Genomic DNA, 17171 nt, shown 5'->3' with positions numbered 1-17171 from the left:
ATTCGAACATGTGTTCGAACGTGCGTCAAGACCCCCAGGTGGTCATTGCGGGAGCGGTCAGGACACGCGCATGCCTTTGAACTCGCTGCGATGGAAGACGAGGGCCTCTGGGCCGTCGGGGCTGCGGGTGCCGAGGATCTCGAGCAGCGCCACGGTGTGGTCGCCGGCCTCGACTTCGTTGAAGAGGCGGGTCCACAGGAATGCCGAGCTGCCGGGGATCGTCACCGCACCGGCGGCAGTGAGCTCGGGATCGATGCCGTCGAAGCGGCGGGAGCGGTCCTTCGACGCGAGCTGCCGGGCCAGCGCTTCCTGGTCCGTTCCCAGAAGTGAGATCCCGAGCTCAGGAGCATCGCGGAGGGTGGGCCAGGTGGCTGACGACTTCTGAACGGCAACACTGACCAGGGGCGGATCGAGCGAGACTCCGACCGTCAGTGTGGAGGCGACGAGCCCGATCGGTGCGTCGTCGATCGTCGCGCCGATGAAAGCGACTCCCTGCGGGAAGTGGGAAAAGGTCTCACGGAGGTTCTCCGGTGAGGCGGCATCGGCTGCAGCAGGTGGTGTGACCGAAGGGTCTGCCAAGATCGTCATTCCTTCACCTCATATGCTCTGTTGAGCGATCCGGACCGGCGACATCACTCGTGCGAGGGGTCGAGGGTCTGAGGAGCGCTGGTCGGTGTGCGTCGGTCGTTGTCCTCGATGATTGCAACGTACCACGTGAGGAGCGGTGGCCACGGTCATATGGCGACGCAGTGTGACTCTCTGTGACAGACAAAGTCGGCCAATGACGTGGCGCGACGCGAACTCGGGTGCGGGGACATAGATTGCTCAGCGATACTGACGACCCCGACTCACGTGTCTCACCCGGTGAGCGCAGCAGGAGCCTTCCATGACCCAGACCTCGGTCACCGATCCGACCACTCAAGATCCGCCACAGCGGTTCCTTGCCGGAAAGAAGCGGGTGTTGGCCTCGGCCTTCGCCGGAACGACGATCGAGTGGTACGACTTCTACCTCTACGGGACCGCGGCGGCCCTGATCTTCAACGTCCAGTTCTTCCCTTCCGACAGCGAACTCGGCAGCCGACTCGCCTCCTTCGCCACCCTCGCCGTCGGGTTCTTCGCCCGACCCCTGGGCGGAATCATCGCCGGCCACCTCGGTGATCGGGTCGGACGCAAGGCGCTGCTCGTGGTGTCCCTGCTGTCCATGGGCATCGCCTCGACACTCATCGGACTGGTTCCGAACTTCGCGGTCATCGGCTGGTGGGCCGCAGGCGCGCTCGTCGTCCTGCGCATCGTCCAAGGTCTGTCCGCGGGCGCCGAATGGGGCGGTTCCGCTCTGCTGTCGGTCGAACACGCTCCGGCGCGCAAACGCGGGTTCTTCGGATCCTTCACTCAGATCGGGTCCGCGGCCGGCATGCTGCTGGCTACCAGCGCCTTCTTCGTCGTCCAGAGCCTCATGAGTGCCGAACAGTTCGAATCGTTCGGCTGGCGCATTCCGTTCCTCGCCTCCGCGCTGCTGGTGGGCCTGGGGCTGTGGATCCGCCTCGGCGTCTCCGACGCCCCGGAATTCCAAGAGCTCAAGGACTCCGGCAAGGTCGCCAAGGCTCCGCTGCGCAAGGTCATCACTGACCATCCCCGGGTCCTGCTCATCACGATCGGGCTGCGCCTGGCCCAGAACAGTGTGTTCTACCTCATCACCGTCTACATGCTCAGCTACCTGGCGGAGAACCGTGACGACTCGACCTCGGGAGTCACCGCCGTGATGATCGCTTCGGCCATCGGCCTGGTCACCGGGCCGGCGTGGGGTTGGGTCTCCGACCGCGTCGGCCGCAAGCCCGTGACGATCGGCGGCTTCATCGGCATCGCCGTGTTCGGATGGATCTTCTTCGCGTACCTCGATGCGGGGCCGCTGGCCTTCCTGCCCATCATCGTCATCCTCGGTATGAACCTCGCACACGATGCCGTCTACGGCCCCCAGGCCGCCTGGTTCGCCGAACAGTTCCCCATCGAGGTCCGCTACTCGGGGGTGAATATGGGCTACCAGCTGGGCACCGTGATCGGCGGTGGAATCATGCCAATGGTCGCCGCCCTGCTCTACGTCGCCGGCGGAAACTCGCCGTGGCTGATCTGCGGCTACCTCACTCTGCTGTGCGTGATCTCGCTCATCGCCGCAGCGGCGGCCAAGGACCCGGCACGCGACCTCGCCCGCAGCGCCGCCTGAGCCGACAGCGCATTCATCCCTCGTACTTCATCGCCCACCACCGAATCAGGAGACAACAGATGACGAAACCGATCCTGCTCAACGCCTTCGATATGATGACCCCGGTCCATCAGTCGCCCGGACTGTGGCGCCACCCGGAATCACGCGTCGACGAATTCACCCAGCTGTCTTTCTGGACGGATCTGGCGAAGACCCTCGAAGAGGGCGGGTTCTCATCCCTCTTCCTCGCCGACATCCTCGGCGTCTACGACGTCTACGGCGGCAATGCCGATGTCACGAACCGCGGGGGAGTCCAGTTCCCGCTGCTCGACCCACTCGTCGCGATCCCGGCCATGGCCGCAGCCACGCAGACCCTCGGATTCGGCGTCACCGCCTCGGTGACGTATGAGAAGCCCTACCTCCTCGCCCGCACCCTGACCACCCTCGACCACTTCACGAACGGCCGGGTGGCCTGGAACATCGTCACCAGCTATGTCGACTCCGCCGCCCGCAACCTCGGGCTCTCCGGCCAGATCCCGCACGATGAGCGCTACGACCGGGCTGATGAGTTCATGGAGGTCATGTACAAGCTCTGCGAGGGATCGATCAGTCCTGACGCGCTCAAAGCCGACGCCGAGGCGAACGTCTTCGTCGACCCGGACGAGGTCCACGACATCGGCCACGAGGGCAAGTTCTTCAATGTCCCCGGACAGGCGCTCGCCGTGCCGGGGCCCCAAGGTACGCCGCTGCTGTTCCAGGCCGGTGCCTCGAAGCGCGGTCAGGAGTTCGCCCTCGACCACGCCGAGGCGATCTTCTTCTCCGGACCGACACCGGAGATCCTGCGCAGCTGGGTCGACAAGGTCCGTGACGGGCTCGAAGAGCGCGGCCGTGCCCGCGATTCCGTGAAGATCTTCGCGCTGGCCACCGTCATCGTCGACGACACCGACGAGGCGGCCCAGGAACGGCTGGCCGACTACCGTCGCTACGTCGACACGGAGTCGGCGCTCTCCCTGTTCGGCGGGTGGACCGGAGTCGACCTCTCCGGAGCGAACCCTGAGGACACCCTCGAATACGTGTCCACCGATGCGAACCAGTCCGCGCTCGCCTCTTTCACCACCATGGCCGGAGACAAGGCGTGGACGATTCGGGACCTCGCAGAGTTCGTCGCCCTCGGCGGTCGCGGACCGGTCATCACAGGCTCGCCGGCGACCATCGTCGACGAATTCGAACGGTGGATGACTGAGGCCGATATCGACGGGTTCAACATCGCTGCGGCCGTGCGCCCGGCCGATGCCGAGCGATTCACGAAGTATGTCTCTCCCGAGCTGCGCCGCCGCGGACTGCTGCCCGAACCGGTTCCCGGCGCGACGGTGCGCGAAGCACTCACCGGCGGTGGCCCACGACTGGCCGAGGACCACACGGGTGCCCGGTACCGCCTCGGCGAGGGCGCCCGCGTGTGATTCGCTCAGTGTGAGTCGGCATCGGGACACGGCCGCAGATCATACGAGTCTGCGGCCGTTCTCCCATCCGCCGGCCGTGTTCTCGGCTTCGGTGACGAAGTGTGACAACGGGAATCGGCGATCGGCGGCAAGAGTCCGATACTTGTCGATTGTGACTTCATCAGATCCCGCCGCGGAAGCGGTTCAGACGACATCCGGACCTCAGGCGATCGCTGGTCCACAGGCTTCGCGCATTGTGTCCTCCGCAGCTGACATCCATTCGATCCTCGCCGAATTCGGCTCGCAGGGGACGAAGACGAAGGCAGTGATCATCCTCGCCCTCGGCGGGATCTTCATGGACGCCTATGACTTCTCCTCTCTGGCCTTCGGCATCACCGCTATCCAGGACCAGTTCGGGCTCTCCGGGTTCATGACCGGACTCGTCAATGCTTCGATCATGGTCGGCGCGGTCATCGGAGCCCTCTTCGGCGGTTACCTCGTCGACCGGTTCGGCCGCTACCGGCTGTTCATGGCCGATATGGTCTTCTTCGTCATCGCGGCCATCGGCTGCGCGCTGGCTCCGAACGAATGGGTGCTCATCGCCTTCCGCTTCGTCATGGGCATCGGAGTCGGACTCGACATGCCCGTGGCGATGGCATTTCTCGCCGAATTCTCGAAGCTCAAGGGCAAGGGCAACCGCTCGCAGCGCGTGAACTCGTGGTCGCCCGCATGGTACATCGCCACCGGTGTCGGCTACCTCATCGTCCTCATCATCTTCGTGACTCTGCCGTATGACCAGCATGCCATCCTGTGGCGCATCGTCGTCGGCTTCGGCGCTGTGCCCGCCCTCGTCGTGCTCCTCGTCCGCCGCCGCTACCTCGCCGAGTCCCCGGAATGGCTGGCCAACCAGGGCGACCTGCGTGCGGCCGTCGATGTCATGCGCTCCCACCACAACCTCAACGTCACGCTCGCCCCCGAGGCATCAAGTGGTGCAGCAGAAGGCCCGACCGGCGAGTCCGGCAAGCCGGCGGCCGGACGGTGGAGCGGATTCGCCGAACTCTTCTCCCCGAAATACCGGGTGCGCACCATCGTCGCCCTCTGCGTCTCCGTCTTCTCGACCTTCGGCTACAACGCCGTGGCGTACGGAACACCGCTCATCATCACCACGCTCTTCCACCAGACGCCGCTGATCACGATCGTCTCCTCGCTCATCATCAACTTGGGCTTCGGCGCCCTCGGCGGCCTGCTCGGCATGTCGATCATCAACCGCTTCGGCACCCGTAGGATCACTTTCATCGGGTTCGTCGTCCAAGCTGTTGCGCTGGGTCTGCTCGCGATCGTCGGAATCCCGAACGGAGCGCTCGTCCTCGTCTCGGTCGCGATGCTCGCCGCCTTCGTCTTCGCTCAGGCCGGCGGACCGGGCGCGAACCTCATGGACTATGCGACTCTGTCCTATCCGACGCGGCTGCGCGGAATCGGCATCGGCTTCAACCAGTCCGTTCTGCGTGCGTTCTCGATCGTCTCGCTCATCATGTTCCCGATTCTTGCGGCTTCTCTGGGCACAGGGGTCTTCTGGATCGTCGCCTGCGCACCGCTGGCCGGTGCGATCGCCGTCGGAATCGTCGCCTGGGACCCGACCGCCAAGGACGTCGAGCACGAAGACTGAGCACCGCGACGGCGGTTATCGAACGTGGCCGTCGTCGAACACATCGCACATGACCAGGTGAAATCCTCAACTGAAGCATCAATGGTATGCCAAAGAGCGAAAGGCTCGAGCGATCGCGCTGTGATCGAGCCGTTCTCTGGAGTGGATCCATTCATCCGCGTCAGTTCCGGCTATGATGAAGTTTTCGTGTCCGACTCATTGTCCGATCGATGTGAGCTGGGTTACTCTGAGCTGGTCAGATTATCGGGCCACGAAGCTGTGTTTACTCATTTGGTATCCCAGTTTGGCGTTGATTGGATCCAAGGAGCGGACGGCATGAGGAAGACCGAGACAGCGGGGGCGCCCGTGCCCACACGCCTAGGGCCCAGCCCCGAACAGCTGGCGGCTCATCGCATCAGCCCGCGGTTCTACAATGCCGACCTCGCCCCGGCCCGCAAGGAGGGGCGCAGCTGGACGGCCTACAGCGTCTTCACCCTGTGGGCCAATGATGTGCACTCTCTGGGCAACTACGGCTTCGCCCTCGGACTCTTCGCCCTCGGCCTCGGTGCCTGGCAGATCCTCGTCGCCCTCCTCGTCGGCGCCGCTCTGCTGTTCTTTCTGCTCACCCTCTCCGGATTCATGGGATACAAGACGGGAGTGCCCTACCCGGTGATGAGCCGGATCTCCTTCGGCATCCACGGGGCCCAGCTGGCCGCCTCGGTGCGGGGCATCGTCGCCATCGCCTGGTTCGGCATTCAGACCTACCTGGCCTCGAGCGTCCTCAACGTCGTGCTTCTGACGATGGTGCCGGGACTGCAGTCCTGGGCCGATGCCGAGTTCCTCGGACTCTCCGGACTCGGCTGGTTCTCCTTCTCTCTGCTGTGGGTCGTCCAGGTGATCATCGTCAGCTACGGGATGGAGATGATCCGTCGCTACGAAGCCATCGCCGGGCCGATCATCCTCGTGACCTTCCTCGCCCTGGCGGTCTGGATGCTCATCCGCGTCGACTTCTCCATCGCCTGGTCGACCGACGACGCCCTGTCGGGAGGAGAGATGTGGATGCACATCCTCGGCGGCGGTTCACTGTGGGTGGCCATCTACGGCACCTTCGTGCTCAACTTCTCCGACTTCACGAGGGCCGCGAAGAAGCGTGGATCGATCGTCGTCGGCAACTTCTGGGGCATCCCTGTGAACATGCTCGTCTTCGGACTCGTCGTCATCTCTCTGGCCGGTGCGCAGTACAAGATCGACGGCACCGTCATCACTTCACCGGCCGACATCGTCCAATCCATCGGCAGTCCGATCCTGCTCGTGCTGGCGTCCCTGTCGCTGCTCCTGCTCACCGTCGCGGTCAACCTCATGGCGAACTTCGTCGCCCCGACCTATGCGCTGACGAACCTGTTCCCGCGCCACCTGAACTTCCGCAGCGCCGCCATCATCTCCGCCGTCATCGGCTTCGTTATCCTGCCCTGGAACCTGTACGACTCACCGGTGGTCATCGTCTACTTCCTCGGTGGACTCGGCGCCCTGCTCGGGCCCCTGTTCGGTGTGATCATGGTCGACTACTGGGTGATCCGCAAGACCAAGGTCAATGTGCCCCAGCTCTACACCGAGGCCGGTGACGGCGAGTACTTCTATCACCGCGGAGTCAACTGGAGAGCCATCGGAGCCTTCATCCCCGCCTCGGCGATCTCGCTGGTCTTCGCCCTCGTGCCCGCATTCTCCGGCTTCTCCGAATTCTCGTGGTTCTCCGGGGCCGCGATCGCCGCACTCATCTACTTCGTCATCGCTCGCCGCGACTTCACCTTCCGCGAGGTCGACGGCGAGGAGATCGCCGTCCCGACCACGCACTGACCCCGAACAGGAGACAGCTTGATGAGAATCCTCGTCGTCAACGTCAACACGACCGCGTCCATGACCGAGGGCATCGCCGGAGCGGCACGGCAGGCCGCCTCGGCGGGAACCGAGATCATCGGTCTGACCCCGACGTTCGGCGCCGAATCCTGCGAGGGCAATGTCGAAAGCCACCTCGCAGCACTCGGCGTCATGGACGCAGTCCTGAAGTACTCCGGCGAGTTCGATGCCGTGATCCAGGCCGGATACGGAGAGCACGGGCGTGAAGGTCTGCAGGAGCTGTTGGACGTGCCCGTCATCGACATCACCGAGGCGGGGGCGGCCCTGGCGATGTTCCTCGGCCGCCGCTATTCCGTCGTCACCACACTCGACCGCACCGTGCCGCTCATCGAGGACCGGCTGCTGCTGGCCGGTTTCGACTCCCACTGCGTGTCCGTGCGGGCATCGGGGATGGCCGTGCTCGAGCTCGAGGAGGATCCGCGGGCCGCGATCGATGCGATCGCCGATCAGGCCGCCGAGGCGGTCGAGCAGGACCGTGCCGAGGTCATCGTCCTCGGCTGTGGCGGGATGGCGGAGCTCGGGGAGACGATCACGGAGCGCTGCTGCGTGCCCGTCGTCGACGGGGTCGCGGCGGCCGTGCGCTTGGCCGAATCACTCGTCGGACTGGGGTTGAGCACCTCGAAGGTGCGCACCTATGCTCCCGCCCGAGAGAAGAAGCTCAGCGGCTGGCCGCTCGGTCAGTCAGCGACGGCCGAATCCGCACCCTCCGATTCCGCAGCGCCAAGACCGGCCTGATCCTCCGCGGGCCCGGTTTCGGCCAAGCGCTTCGAATGCTTGTCGTGCTGCTCCTGACTCGTTCCCAGGTGTCGGGCGGCCAGAGACCCGGCCCAGGCCTGGTCCCGGCGGGCGATCGCATCGAAGAGCTCGGCATGCTCGGTGGCGACGACCGCGAGATCATCATGCTGGCTCAGCTGCCACCGCATCCGTGAATCCAACAGGGCGCCGATCTCACCGAGCAGCTCATTGCCCGAGAGCTCGGTGACGATGGCATGGAATTCTGCGGCACAGCGATGAGCACCCGCGACGTCCCCGGCCTCCGCGAGCTCACGGCCCTGGAGCATCGTGGCCTCCAGCCGGGTCAGCCCTTCGCGGGTATGGCGCTGAGCGGCGAGTTCGAAGGAGAGCACATCGAAGACCGTGCGCACCTCGTTGAGGTCGGCGATGTCGCTGGGGGAGAACTCCCTGACCGTCGACCAGGTGTTCGGCCGGTTTGTCACCAGACCTTCCGAAGCCAGCTTCTTCAGCGCCTCTCGGATGGGCACCCTGGAGACCCCGAGCTCAGTGGCGAGATTGCGTTCGACGAGCCGTGAGCCCGGGCGACGGCGGCCCTCGATGATCTCATTGCGCAGTGCCTCGGTGACTCGCATGGTCTCTGACTGAGGGCTCTCACTGGATCTCATTCGGTCTTTCACCTCACTGCGAGCGCTTCATGGCGCGGCCCAGGGTGTCGAGTCCGACCGAACCGAGACCCAATGCCCGCGTATGGAAGTCCTTGAGGTCGAAATCGGTCCCTGCCGCCGCCTTCGCCTCGTCACGATACTGCTCCCACAGGCGCTGGCCGATCTTGTAGCTGGGCGCCTGTCCGGGCCAGCCGAGGTAGCGGTCGAGTTCGAAGGCCAGGAATGACCGGTCCATGGCCACATTGTCGGTGAGGAACTGCCAGGCCTTCTCCCGGTTCCAGATCCCGCCGCCGAGGCTGGCCGGAGCCTCGAGGCCGAGGTGGAAGCCGATGTCGAGGACGACGCGGGCGGCCCGCAGGCGCTGCGAATCGAGCATGCCCAGATAATCGCCGGGATCGTCGAGGAAACCGAGATCGGCCATGAGCTTCTCCGCGTACAGTGCCCACCCTTCACCGTGGCCGGACACCCAGCACATGAGGCGGCGCCAGCGGTTGAGGGTCCCGGAGACATAGGTGGCCTGACCGATCTGCAGATGGTGACCGGGCACACCCTCGTGGTAGACGGTCGTCTTCTCCTGCCACGTGGCGAAGTCCGTGACGCCTTCGGGCACCGACCACCACATGCGGCCGGGGCGGGAGAAGTCGTCGGTCGGACCGGTGTAGTAGATTCCGCAGGTGGCAGAGGGGGCGATCATGCACTCGATCGTGCGCACAGGGTCGGGGATGTCGAAATGGGACTTGCCGAGTTCGCGGATCGCCTCATCGGCCACATCCTGCATCCATTCGCGCAGAGCCTCGGTTCCCTTGAGGGTGCGCTTCGGGTCGCTGTTCAGGGCGTCCATGACCTCGAACAGGTCGGCACCGGGCATGATCTTCGCCGCCACTTCGCGCTGTTCGGCATCGATGCGCCCGAGTTCGTCGAGACCCCAGGCATAGGTCTCGTCGAAGTCGACTTCGGCGCCGAGGAAGTCCCGGGAGTACAGAGCATAGGCTTCCCGACCGCAGGCTTCGTCCTCTCCGGCTGCTGGCAGCAGCTGTTCGCCGAGGAAATCGGCCAGTCCTGCGGCGGACTCACGAGCCGCCTCGGCGTGGCTGTCGAGGTCCGAGCGCAGGGCGTCGGGAACATCGGCTCCGGCGACGAGGCGATCGAAATTGCTGCCGGGTTCGGCCAGGGCGCGGGCCTGTTCGATGACCTTCTCCACCTGGATGCGGGCGGCGACGCGACCGGTCTCACGCGCCATCGCCAGGGACTCCTGGTAGCCGGCGAGCGAGCCGGGCACAGCGGCCAGAGTGGTTGAGATCGTCTCCCAATCAGCCACGGTCTCCGTGGGCATGAGGTCGAAGGCGTCCCGGACCTGCTGCAGCGGGGATTCGATGACGTTGAGGCTGGCGTGTCTGATCCCGGCGGCGAAGTGATCGCGGTCGACTCCGAGGCGATCACGCATCGCATCGATGGTGACGAGATCGACGTCGTCGAGGTCGGGGCGGTCCGCGACGTCATCGAGGCGGGCCAGAGTCCGGACGGTGACATCGTTGAGTGCGGAGAGTCCGGACGGCGAGAAGTCGTCGAAGCCCTGCGCACCGTCGAGTCCGAGGTAGAGGGCGAGAGAGGGGGAGAGGGCGAGCATGTCATCGACGTAGTCTTCAGCGACCGCATCGACGGCGGTGGGGGTTCTCTTCTCAGTCATGGTGACCACCCTATCGCGAGCTGAGTCACATCCCCGGTGGACCAGACCGCGCGATCGCCGCGAACCCGCTAATGTGTCACTGTTCCTTGCAGGCAGCAGAAAGTGAGACCGATCTCCAGTGGCACGAGCGAAGCTGTGGACGAAGGACTTCATCGTCGGGATCGGGCTCAATCTGTCGATGTCGATGGTCTTCTACCTGCTCATGACATCGATGGCCGGGTATGCAGTGGCACGGTTCTCCGCCGGTGAGGCCGCTGCCGGCTTCGCCTCCTCGTCGTTCGTCGTCGGTGCCGTCGTCGCCCGTGTGCTCACCGGGAAGTACCTCGACTTCATCGGGCGGCGCAAGCTGCTCATCATCACCATGGCGGTTTCCGTTCTCGCCTCCCTGGCCTATATCTTCGCCGGCGACCTCACCCTGCTGCTGGTTCTGCGCATCGTCCACGGAATCGCCTTCGGTGCCGGGAACACGGCGATCATGACCGCCATCCAGAGCATCATCCCCGCTTCCCGGCGGGGTGAGGGAACCGGATACTTCGGCACCGCGACGACCCTGTCGACGGCGCTCGGACCGTATCTGGGAGTCATCCTGCCCCGTGAGTTCGACTTCGTCATGCTCTTCGTCGCCTCGGCGTTCATGTCCGTCCTCGCCCTCATCTGCTGTCTGCTCATCCGGCTGCCGGGGCAGGAGATCAGCGACTATCAGCGGCATACGAAATGGCATCTCAAGCTCGGCACCCTCGTCGATCGGGACGGGCTGCGGATCGGGTCGGTCATGCTCCTGGCAGGCACCGCCTACGCCGCGGCGCTCGTGTTCCTCGCCGGCTATGCAGCCGAACACGGTGTCGCCTCGGCTGCGTCCCTGTTCTTCGTTGCCTTCGCAGCGGCCTCTCTGTTCGCTCGCCTGTTCGTCGGCAGACTGCAGGACACCTTCGGCGACAATGCGGTGATCTTCCCCGTCTTCGTCGCCGACATCGCCGGCAATGTGCTGCTGGCGATGTGGCCGACGATGGCGGGGATCGTCCTGGCCGGAGTGCTCATCGGCTTCGGCTTCGGCTCCCTCATGCCGTGCATGCAGGCCATCACCGTGAAGTCCGTGCCGATGAGCCGAGTCCCCGTCGCCACCGCGTCGTTCTTCCTTCTCCTCGACGCAGGTTCCGGCATCGGCCCCGTCGTCCTCGGATTCCTCTACCCGTTCACCGGCGGAAACGGCATGTTCTTCGTCTGCACCGGTCTCGTCGTGGTCGCCATCGGAGTCTACGTCGTCGTGCACGGACGTCACCGAGGCGGCCGCCCCGGAACTACCTGACGGCGGCTCAGCAACCTGGTGCGAGGTTGCTGAGCCGCCGTCAGGTAGTTCCGGAGGGGGCGGGATCGCGATAGCCTGGAGAGAATCGACCGGAGGTTCGGCGCCGCCGTCCTCCGCCCCAGTCTCTGTCGCCGGAGGATGAGAATGAAGTTCGCGCTCGCTCAGATCAACACCACCACCGAGGTGGCCGACAATCTCGACAAGGTCCGCACCTATACCCGGGAGGCGGCCGCATCAGGAGCTCGGTTCGTCGTCTTCCCCGAAGCGACGATGTCGGCGTTCGGAACAGGACTGCGCACCCTCGCCGAGGAGCACACCGAGTCGTGGCGGACCGCGCTGAGTGCGCTTGCCGTCGAGACCGGCATCACCGTCGTCGTCGGCGAGTTCGCGACCACTGCGGCCAAGGTCATCAACTTACTCGCCGTCTACACCCCCACCGGTGAGCGCAGCGACTATGCGAAGATCCACCTCTACGACGCCTTCGGCTTCAAGGAATCGGACACCGTCGAAGCAGGGGAGGAGCCGGTGCTCTTCACCGTCGACGGTGAAGATATCGGACTGGCCCTGTGCTATGACATCCGCTTCCCCAAGCTCTTCGCTGAGCTCAGCCGTCGGGGCGCGCGGCTGGCGGTCGTGGCCGCGTCATGGGGAGCAGGCCCCGGAAAGGTCGCACAGTGGGAACTGCTCGCCCGGGCCAGGGCGCTGGACTCGAACATGTTCGTCGCCGCCCTCGGCCAGGCCGACCCCGAGGTCTCCGGCATCGATGTGCCGAAGAAGGGGCCGACCGGGGTCGGGCACAGCCTCGTCTCCGACCCTTTCGGGACGGTGCTGACCTCAATCGACGGCGCCGAACGCCTCGAGATCGTCGACCTCGACCTGGCAGGAGCAGACAAGGCCGCCGAGGCGGTGCCTGTCCTGGCCAATGCCAAGCTCGGCTACTGACTCACGCTGCGACGATGTCAGCGAGCGACGCTGTCCGGAGGAGTGTGTCAGAGACCACAATAATTGCACTTGAGGAAAAAATGCACTGAGTGCAACAATGGGGTCATGACTTCCAGTTCAGACAGCGCGACCCCGGTTCCGGCCGAGGGACTGCGCGAACGCAAGAAGCGCGAACGCGGTCAGGCCCTGCGCCGGGCCGCGATCGACCTCGCCCTGGAGAAGGGCTATCACAACGTCACCGTCGAAGACATCTGCGAACGCTGCGGAGTCTCGAGACGGACGTTCTTCAACTACTACTCGTCGAAGGAAGAGGCCCTTCTCGGCCGTGCCGACACCGTGTTCGACGAAGAGGACCAACCTGCTATCGACGAATTCGAGGCCGGAGGCCCGCACGGCCGCCTCGTCGCGGATCTCGAGCACCTGCTCGGCTTCATCGTCGCCACCCGGATGAGCAAGCGCGAGGAGATGCACCAGTACCACCTCATGCTCAAACAGGATCCTTCGCTGCTGCAGCTGCAGATGGCGCGGATGGGCAATAACGAACGGCTCTTCCGGCAGATCATCCAGCGTCGACTCGACGGAACTGCTCGCACCGCCTCGGCGCCGGTCGGGTACGACGACGACGCGACGTCATCCTGCCCTCGCGAACCGGAAGACGAGCCGGTGTCGGCACGTGCCGAGGCCGTGACCGCGCTGGCGATGATGGCGCTCAAAGCGACCTTCACACGGATGCGTAGGTTCGAGGGCGACCCGGGCCCAGTGATCGAAAACATCTTCGACGAACTGCGCACGATCTTCAAGGAGGAATCGGCATGAGCGGTGCTTCACCGGTGGCCGAGAAGGCCCCGATCGTCCTGACGAAGCGGACGATCATCCTCATCTTCTCCGCACTCATGGCCGCGATGTTCTTAGCGACCCTCGACCAGACGATCGTGTCCACGGCGATGCCGACGATCGTCGGCGAACTCGACGGCGTCGAACACCAGGCGTGGCTGGTCACGATCTATCTGCTGGCGATGACCATCGTCATGCCCCTCTACGGCAAGTTCGGAGATATGTGGGGACGGAAGATCATCTTCCTCGTGGCCATCGCGATATTCGTCATCGGCTCGTTCGGCTCGGGTATGGCGCAGAACTTCTGGGAGCTCATCGCCTGGCGCGGCTTCCAGGGTCTCGGCGGCGGCGGACTGATGATCCTGTCGCAGGCGATCATCGCCGACATCATCCCCGCCAGCGAACGCGGAAAGTACATGGGCCCGCTCGGCGGCCTGTTCGCGATCTCGAGCGTTCTGGGACCCGTCCTCGGCGGGTTCTTCACACAGCACATGGACTGGCGCTGGTGCTTCTGGATCAACGTGCCGATCGGCATCGTCGCCTTCCTCATCGCCCTCTTCGCGCTCAAGCTGCCCAGCCACCGGTCGGACCAGAAGGTCGACGTCCTCGGCATCGTCCTCATGGTCGCCACGACCTCACAGCTCATCCTCGTCACCAGCTGGGGCGGCCACGACTACGACTGGGACTCACCGACGATCATCGGACTCATCATCGGCACCATCGTCGCCGGAGCCCTCTTCGTCCTCGTCGAGTCCAAGGTGTCGAACCCGATCATCCCGATCCACCTGTTCCGCAACCCGACGTTCGTCCTCTCGACGACCATCGGCCTGCTGCTGGGGCTGGGCATGTTCTCCGCGATGGCATTCCTGCCGACCTTCCTGCAGATGGCAGCGGGCACCGACGTCACCGGATCGGGCCTGCTCATGCTGCCGATGATGGCCGGCGTCATGCTCACGTCGATCGTCTCAGGCATCATCGTGTCGAAGACCGGCAAGTACAAGATCTATCCGCTCGTCGGCACCCTCATCGCCGGTGCCGCGCTGGCCTGGATGACGACGATGACTGCGGAGACCTCGATGGTGCTCATCGGCACCATGATCTTCACGATGGGCTTCGGCCTGGGCCTGGTCATGCAGATCATCGTCCTCGTCATCCAGAACTCGGTGGATCCGAAGCTCGTCGGCACGGCCACCTCGACGAACAACTACTTCCGCGAGATCGGCGCTTCGGTCGGCACCGCCCTGTTCGGGTCGATCTTCACCACGCGACTGTCGGACAAGATCGCCGAGGCGATGCACGGCTTGCCGGCGGACACGGCGAATGCGGCCGCCGGAGCCCCGTCGACGGACTCGCTCACGCCTGAGTCTGTGGCCGAACTGCCGGGTCCGATCCACGACCTCGTGGTGGGTGCCTACGCCGACGCTCTGGCCCCGTCGTTCTGGTACATGGTTCCGGTCTTCCTCGTGGCCTTCGTCCTCGCGTGGTTCCTCCCGCAGCTCAAACTCTCCGACGTCGCCGGCATGGTGGCCCGCGGTGAGGCCGTCTACGGAGAGGACATGGGCGGACACGCCGCAGCGAACGCTGAGGAGGACTCCGGACGCCTCTCCACGATCTCCGTGGCCTCGGAGGCGCAGCCGGACTTCGACGCCGATGCGGACAGCATCCACGATGTCGATGCTCCGGATCGTCTGTGGCTCGACCCGGCCAAGCAACAGTATCGGCTGAAGTAGTCAGTCCCAGGACAGAAGCAGGGCCGGCGGAAGAGGATCCGCCGGCCCTGTCTTCTTGCGTGAGCGCTTCAGCGACCCAGGTGCTGGTCCCAGGTCTGAGGGAGGCGCTTGCGCACATTCCGGCGCGGGGCCCGGAAGCCGGCCCGATCACCCTTGCGGATTTCGGACTCGTCCGCGGCTGCGGCCTGCTGGGCCGCATAGGCGATCGCCACCTGACGGATCGCGACGACCGCGGCCACGGCCGCGGAACTGGCCATCTCGTCACTGATGGGTTCGCCGTCATCGGCACGCACCTGTGACCGTCCCTCCACCGAGGGCACCCGCAGCGTCTCGGCCGAGGTCGGGGCCGCCTCGGCGGCGGAATCCTCACCGGGGGCAGTCACCTCGACGAAAGCATCACTGGGCAGGTTCGCCTCGGCGTCGGTGTGCAGATCATCGCTCATAGGGGGATGTTACCGTGCTTGCGTGCGGGAGCGTCGACGTGTTTGTTCTTCAGCGCTCGCAGAGAGCGGACGATCCGACTGCGGGTCTCGCTGGGCCTGATGACGGCGTCGATGTAGCCTTCTTCGGCGGCGAGGTACGGGTTGAGCAGGGCATCCTCGTAGTCTTGGATGAGTTCGGCTCGTGCCGCCTCGACGTCCTCACCGGCCTCTTCGACGGCCTTGAGCTTGCGTCGGTAGACGATGTTGGCCGCACCCTGGGCACCCATGACCGCGATCTGGGCGCTCGGCCAGGCGAGGTTGATATCGGCACCGAGCTGCTTCGAACCCATCACGCAGTACGCGCCGCCGTAGGCTTTGCGGGTGATGAGGGTGACGAGCGGAACGGTGGCCTCGCCGTAGGCGTAGATGAGCTTGGCCCCGCGCCGGATGATGCCGCCGTACTCCTGATCGGTGCCCGGCAGGAACCCGGGCACATCGACGAAGGTCAGGATCGGCAGATTGAAGGCATCGCAGAGGCGCACGAAGCGCGCAGCCTTCTCCGACGCGTCGATGTCGAGTGTGCCGGCCAGCTGCATGGGCTGGTTGGCGATGATGCCCACGCTGACTCCCTCGACACGGCCGAAGCCGGTGACGACGTTCGGGGCGAAGAGCTCCGAGACCTGCAGGAATTCGCCGTCGTCGAGGATCGTGGTGACGACATCGAGGATGTCATAGGGCTGCGAGGGCGAATCCGGCATGAGCGTATCCAGCGCCTCGTCCTCGGGAGTCACCGACAGATCGGATTCGAACTCGTCGGCATCCGCCGGATCGAGGTTGTTCTGGGGGAGGAAAGAGAGCAGATCGCGCACATAGTTGAGCGCATCATCCTCATCGGCGGCGAGGTAGTGGGCGTTACCAGACACGGTGTTGTTGGTCCGTCCGCCGCCGAGCTCCTCGTGGCCGACCGACTCCCCGGTGACGGTCTTGATGACGTCGGGACCGGTGATGTACATGTGGCTGATCTGGTCGACCATGATCGTGACATCGGTCAGCGCGGGGGAGTAGACGGCGCCGCCGGCCGAAGGTCCCATGATCAGCGAGATCTGCGGAATGACGCCGGAGGAGGCGACATTGAGGCGGAAGATCTCGGCGAAGAGCGCGATCGATCCGACGCCTTCTTGGATCCGCGCGCCGCCGGAGTCGTTGATGCCGATGATCGGGCAGCCGAGTTTGAGTGCCAGCTTCTGCACCTTGACGATCTTGCGTCCGTTCGCCTCTGCCAGGGACCCGCCGAGGACGGTGAAGTCGTGGGCGAAGACCGCGACGGTCTTGCCTTCGATCGTACCCAGACCGCAGACGACTCCGTCACCGTCGGGGCGGTTGTCCTGCATTCCGAACTGGTGATTGTGGTGACGGGCGAATTCGTCGATCTCCTGGAAGGAGTCGACGTCGAGGAGAGCTGCGATGCGTTCACGGGCGGTCTGCTTGCCGCGCTTGTGCTGATTGTCCACCGAGCGCTGGTTGCCGGTGTGGGCCGCTTCTCGGCGCTGGCTGAAAGCGTCGATGCGCTCGGCTGTGGTCCGTGGAGTATCCGTCATGTCTCCACAATAACGATGACGTGAGACTTCATTGTGCACTCTCGCCAAAAGAATCTA

Annotated in this window: 14 protein-coding genes; 9 read left to right on the top strand and 5 right to left on the bottom strand. The window is 64.9% G+C overall.

Annotation, left to right across the window (positions count from 1 at the left end):
• Positions 1–57 precede the first annotated feature (57 nt).
• Positions 58–588 (bottom strand): flavin reductase family protein, encoded by a 531-nt coding sequence (locus tag EB835_RS01695; RefSeq protein WP_135807748.1) that lies wholly within the window; start codon positions 586–588, stop codon positions 58–60.
• Positions 589–886: 298 nt separating this feature from the next.
• Here EB835_RS01695 and EB835_RS01690 point away from each other — a divergent pair, with 298 nt between their 5' ends.
• The 5 genes from EB835_RS01690 (at position 887) to EB835_RS01670 (ending at position 7930) form a co-directional block, all read left to right on the top strand.
• Positions 887–2218: an MFS transporter gene (locus EB835_RS01690; protein ID WP_135807747.1), complete on the top strand. Its 1332-nt coding sequence runs from the start codon at positions 887–889 to the stop codon at positions 2216–2218.
• 59 nt (positions 2219–2277) lie between these two features.
• Positions 2278–3657: an LLM class flavin-dependent oxidoreductase gene (locus tag EB835_RS01685; protein ID WP_135807746.1), complete on the top strand. Its 1380-nt coding sequence runs from the start codon at positions 2278–2280 to the stop codon at positions 3655–3657.
• A gap of 151 nt (positions 3658–3808) precedes the next feature.
• Complete coding sequence (locus tag EB835_RS01680; protein ID WP_240688479.1) at positions 3809–5302, top strand: MFS transporter; 1494 nt, start codon at positions 3809–3811, stop codon at positions 5300–5302.
• Between the two features lie 315 nt (positions 5303–5617).
• The gene (locus EB835_RS01675; protein ID WP_135807744.1) at positions 5618–7135 is read left to right on the top strand and encodes an NCS1 family nucleobase:cation symporter-1; all 1518 of its coding nucleotides are present in this window, start codon (positions 5618–5620) and stop codon (positions 7133–7135) included.
• A 21-nt stretch (positions 7136–7156) separates the two neighbouring features.
• A complete protein-coding gene (locus EB835_RS01670; RefSeq protein WP_135807743.1) occupies positions 7157–7930 on the top strand; it encodes an aspartate/glutamate racemase family protein in 774 nt (257 codons plus the stop codon).
• Here the strand turns inward: EB835_RS01670 and EB835_RS01665 are convergent.
• Both EB835_RS01665 and EB835_RS01660 read right to left on the bottom strand, forming a co-directional pair.
• Complete coding sequence (locus tag EB835_RS01665; protein WP_135807742.1) at positions 7873–8595, bottom strand: GntR family transcriptional regulator; 723 nt, start codon at positions 8593–8595, stop codon at positions 7873–7875. The genes EB835_RS01670 and EB835_RS01665 overlap by 58 nt on opposite strands.
• Positions 8596–8608: 13 nt before the next feature.
• Entirely contained in the window at positions 8609–10282 is a 1674-nt protein-coding gene (locus EB835_RS01660; RefSeq protein WP_135807741.1) for a DUF885 domain-containing protein, read from the bottom strand.
• A gap of 118 nt (positions 10283–10400) precedes the next feature.
• Here EB835_RS01660 and EB835_RS01655 point away from each other — a divergent pair, with 118 nt between their 5' ends.
• The 4 genes from EB835_RS01655 (at position 10401) to EB835_RS01640 (ending at position 15094) form a co-directional block, all read left to right on the top strand.
• A complete protein-coding gene (locus tag EB835_RS01655; RefSeq protein ID WP_135807740.1) occupies positions 10401–11588 on the top strand; it encodes an MFS transporter in 1188 nt (395 codons plus the stop codon).
• A 144-nt stretch (positions 11589–11732) separates the two neighbouring features.
• Positions 11733–12530 carry a carbon-nitrogen hydrolase family protein gene (locus EB835_RS01650; RefSeq protein ID WP_135807739.1) on the top strand — a complete coding sequence of 266 codons (798 nt, stop codon included), beginning with the start codon at positions 11733–11735 and terminating at the stop codon, positions 12528–12530.
• Between the two features lie 105 nt (positions 12531–12635).
• On the top strand, positions 12636–13346 hold the full coding sequence (locus EB835_RS01645; RefSeq protein ID WP_135807738.1) for a TetR/AcrR family transcriptional regulator: 711 nt from the start codon (positions 12636–12638) through the stop codon (positions 13344–13346).
• Positions 13343–15094 (top strand): MDR family MFS transporter, encoded by a 1752-nt coding sequence (locus tag EB835_RS01640; RefSeq protein ID WP_240688478.1) that lies wholly within the window; start codon positions 13343–13345, stop codon positions 15092–15094. Before EB835_RS01645 ends, EB835_RS01640 begins: the two co-directional genes overlap by 4 nt.
• Positions 15095–15162: 68 nt before the next feature.
• Here EB835_RS01640 and EB835_RS01635 read toward each other — a convergent pair whose 3' ends face one another.
• On the bottom strand, positions 15163–15537 hold the full coding sequence (locus EB835_RS01635; RefSeq protein ID WP_135807737.1) for a hypothetical protein: 375 nt from the start codon (positions 15535–15537) through the stop codon (positions 15163–15165).
• On the bottom strand, positions 15534–17114 hold the full coding sequence (locus EB835_RS01630; RefSeq protein WP_135807736.1) for an acyl-CoA carboxylase subunit beta: 1581 nt from the start codon (positions 17112–17114) through the stop codon (positions 15534–15536). The genes EB835_RS01635 and EB835_RS01630 overlap by 4 nt, the downstream gene beginning before the upstream one ends.
• Between the last annotated feature and the right edge of the window lie 57 nt (positions 17115–17171).

The sequence above is a fragment of the Brevibacterium sp. S22 genome, assembly GCF_004745485.1.
GTDB lineage: Bacteria > Actinomycetota > Actinomycetes > Actinomycetales > Brevibacteriaceae > Brevibacterium.
The sequence above is the reverse complement of the archived record's forward strand: the minus strand, read 5'-3'. Positions and strand labels throughout refer to the sequence as shown.

Excerpts from the sequence above, each read along its gene's own strand:
- EB835_RS01695 (WP_135807748.1), bottom strand. The coding sequence starts at position 588 with ATGACGATCTTGGCAGACCCTTCGGTCACACCACCTGCTGCAGCCGAT.
- EB835_RS01690 (WP_135807747.1), top strand. The coding sequence starts at position 887 with ATGACCCAGACCTCGGTCACCGATCCGACCACTCAAGATCCGCCACAG.
- EB835_RS01685 (WP_135807746.1), top strand. The coding sequence starts at position 2,278 with ATGACGAAACCGATCCTGCTCAACGCCTTCGATATGATGACCCCGGTC.
- EB835_RS01675 (WP_135807744.1), top strand. The coding sequence starts at position 5,618 with ATGAGGAAGACCGAGACAGCGGGGGCGCCCGTGCCCACACGCCTAGGG.
- EB835_RS01670 (WP_135807743.1), top strand. The coding sequence starts at position 7,157 with ATGAGAATCCTCGTCGTCAACGTCAACACGACCGCGTCCATGACCGAG.
- EB835_RS01665 (WP_135807742.1), bottom strand. The coding sequence starts at position 8,595 with ATGAGATCCAGTGAGAGCCCTCAGTCAGAGACCATGCGAGTCACCGAG.
- EB835_RS01660 (WP_135807741.1), bottom strand. The coding sequence starts at position 10,282 with ATGACTGAGAAGAGAACCCCCACCGCCGTCGATGCGGTCGCTGAAGAC.
- EB835_RS01650 (WP_135807739.1), top strand. The coding sequence starts at position 11,733 with ATGAAGTTCGCGCTCGCTCAGATCAACACCACCACCGAGGTGGCCGAC.
- EB835_RS01645 (WP_135807738.1), top strand. The coding sequence starts at position 12,636 with ATGACTTCCAGTTCAGACAGCGCGACCCCGGTTCCGGCCGAGGGACTG.
- EB835_RS01640 (WP_240688478.1), top strand. The coding sequence starts at position 13,343 with ATGAGCGGTGCTTCACCGGTGGCCGAGAAGGCCCCGATCGTCCTGACG.
- EB835_RS01635 (WP_135807737.1), bottom strand. The coding sequence starts at position 15,537 with ATGAGCGATGATCTGCACACCGACGCCGAGGCGAACCTGCCCAGTGAT.
- EB835_RS01630 (WP_135807736.1), bottom strand. The coding sequence starts at position 17,114 with ATGACGGATACTCCACGGACCACAGCCGAGCGCATCGACGCTTTCAGC.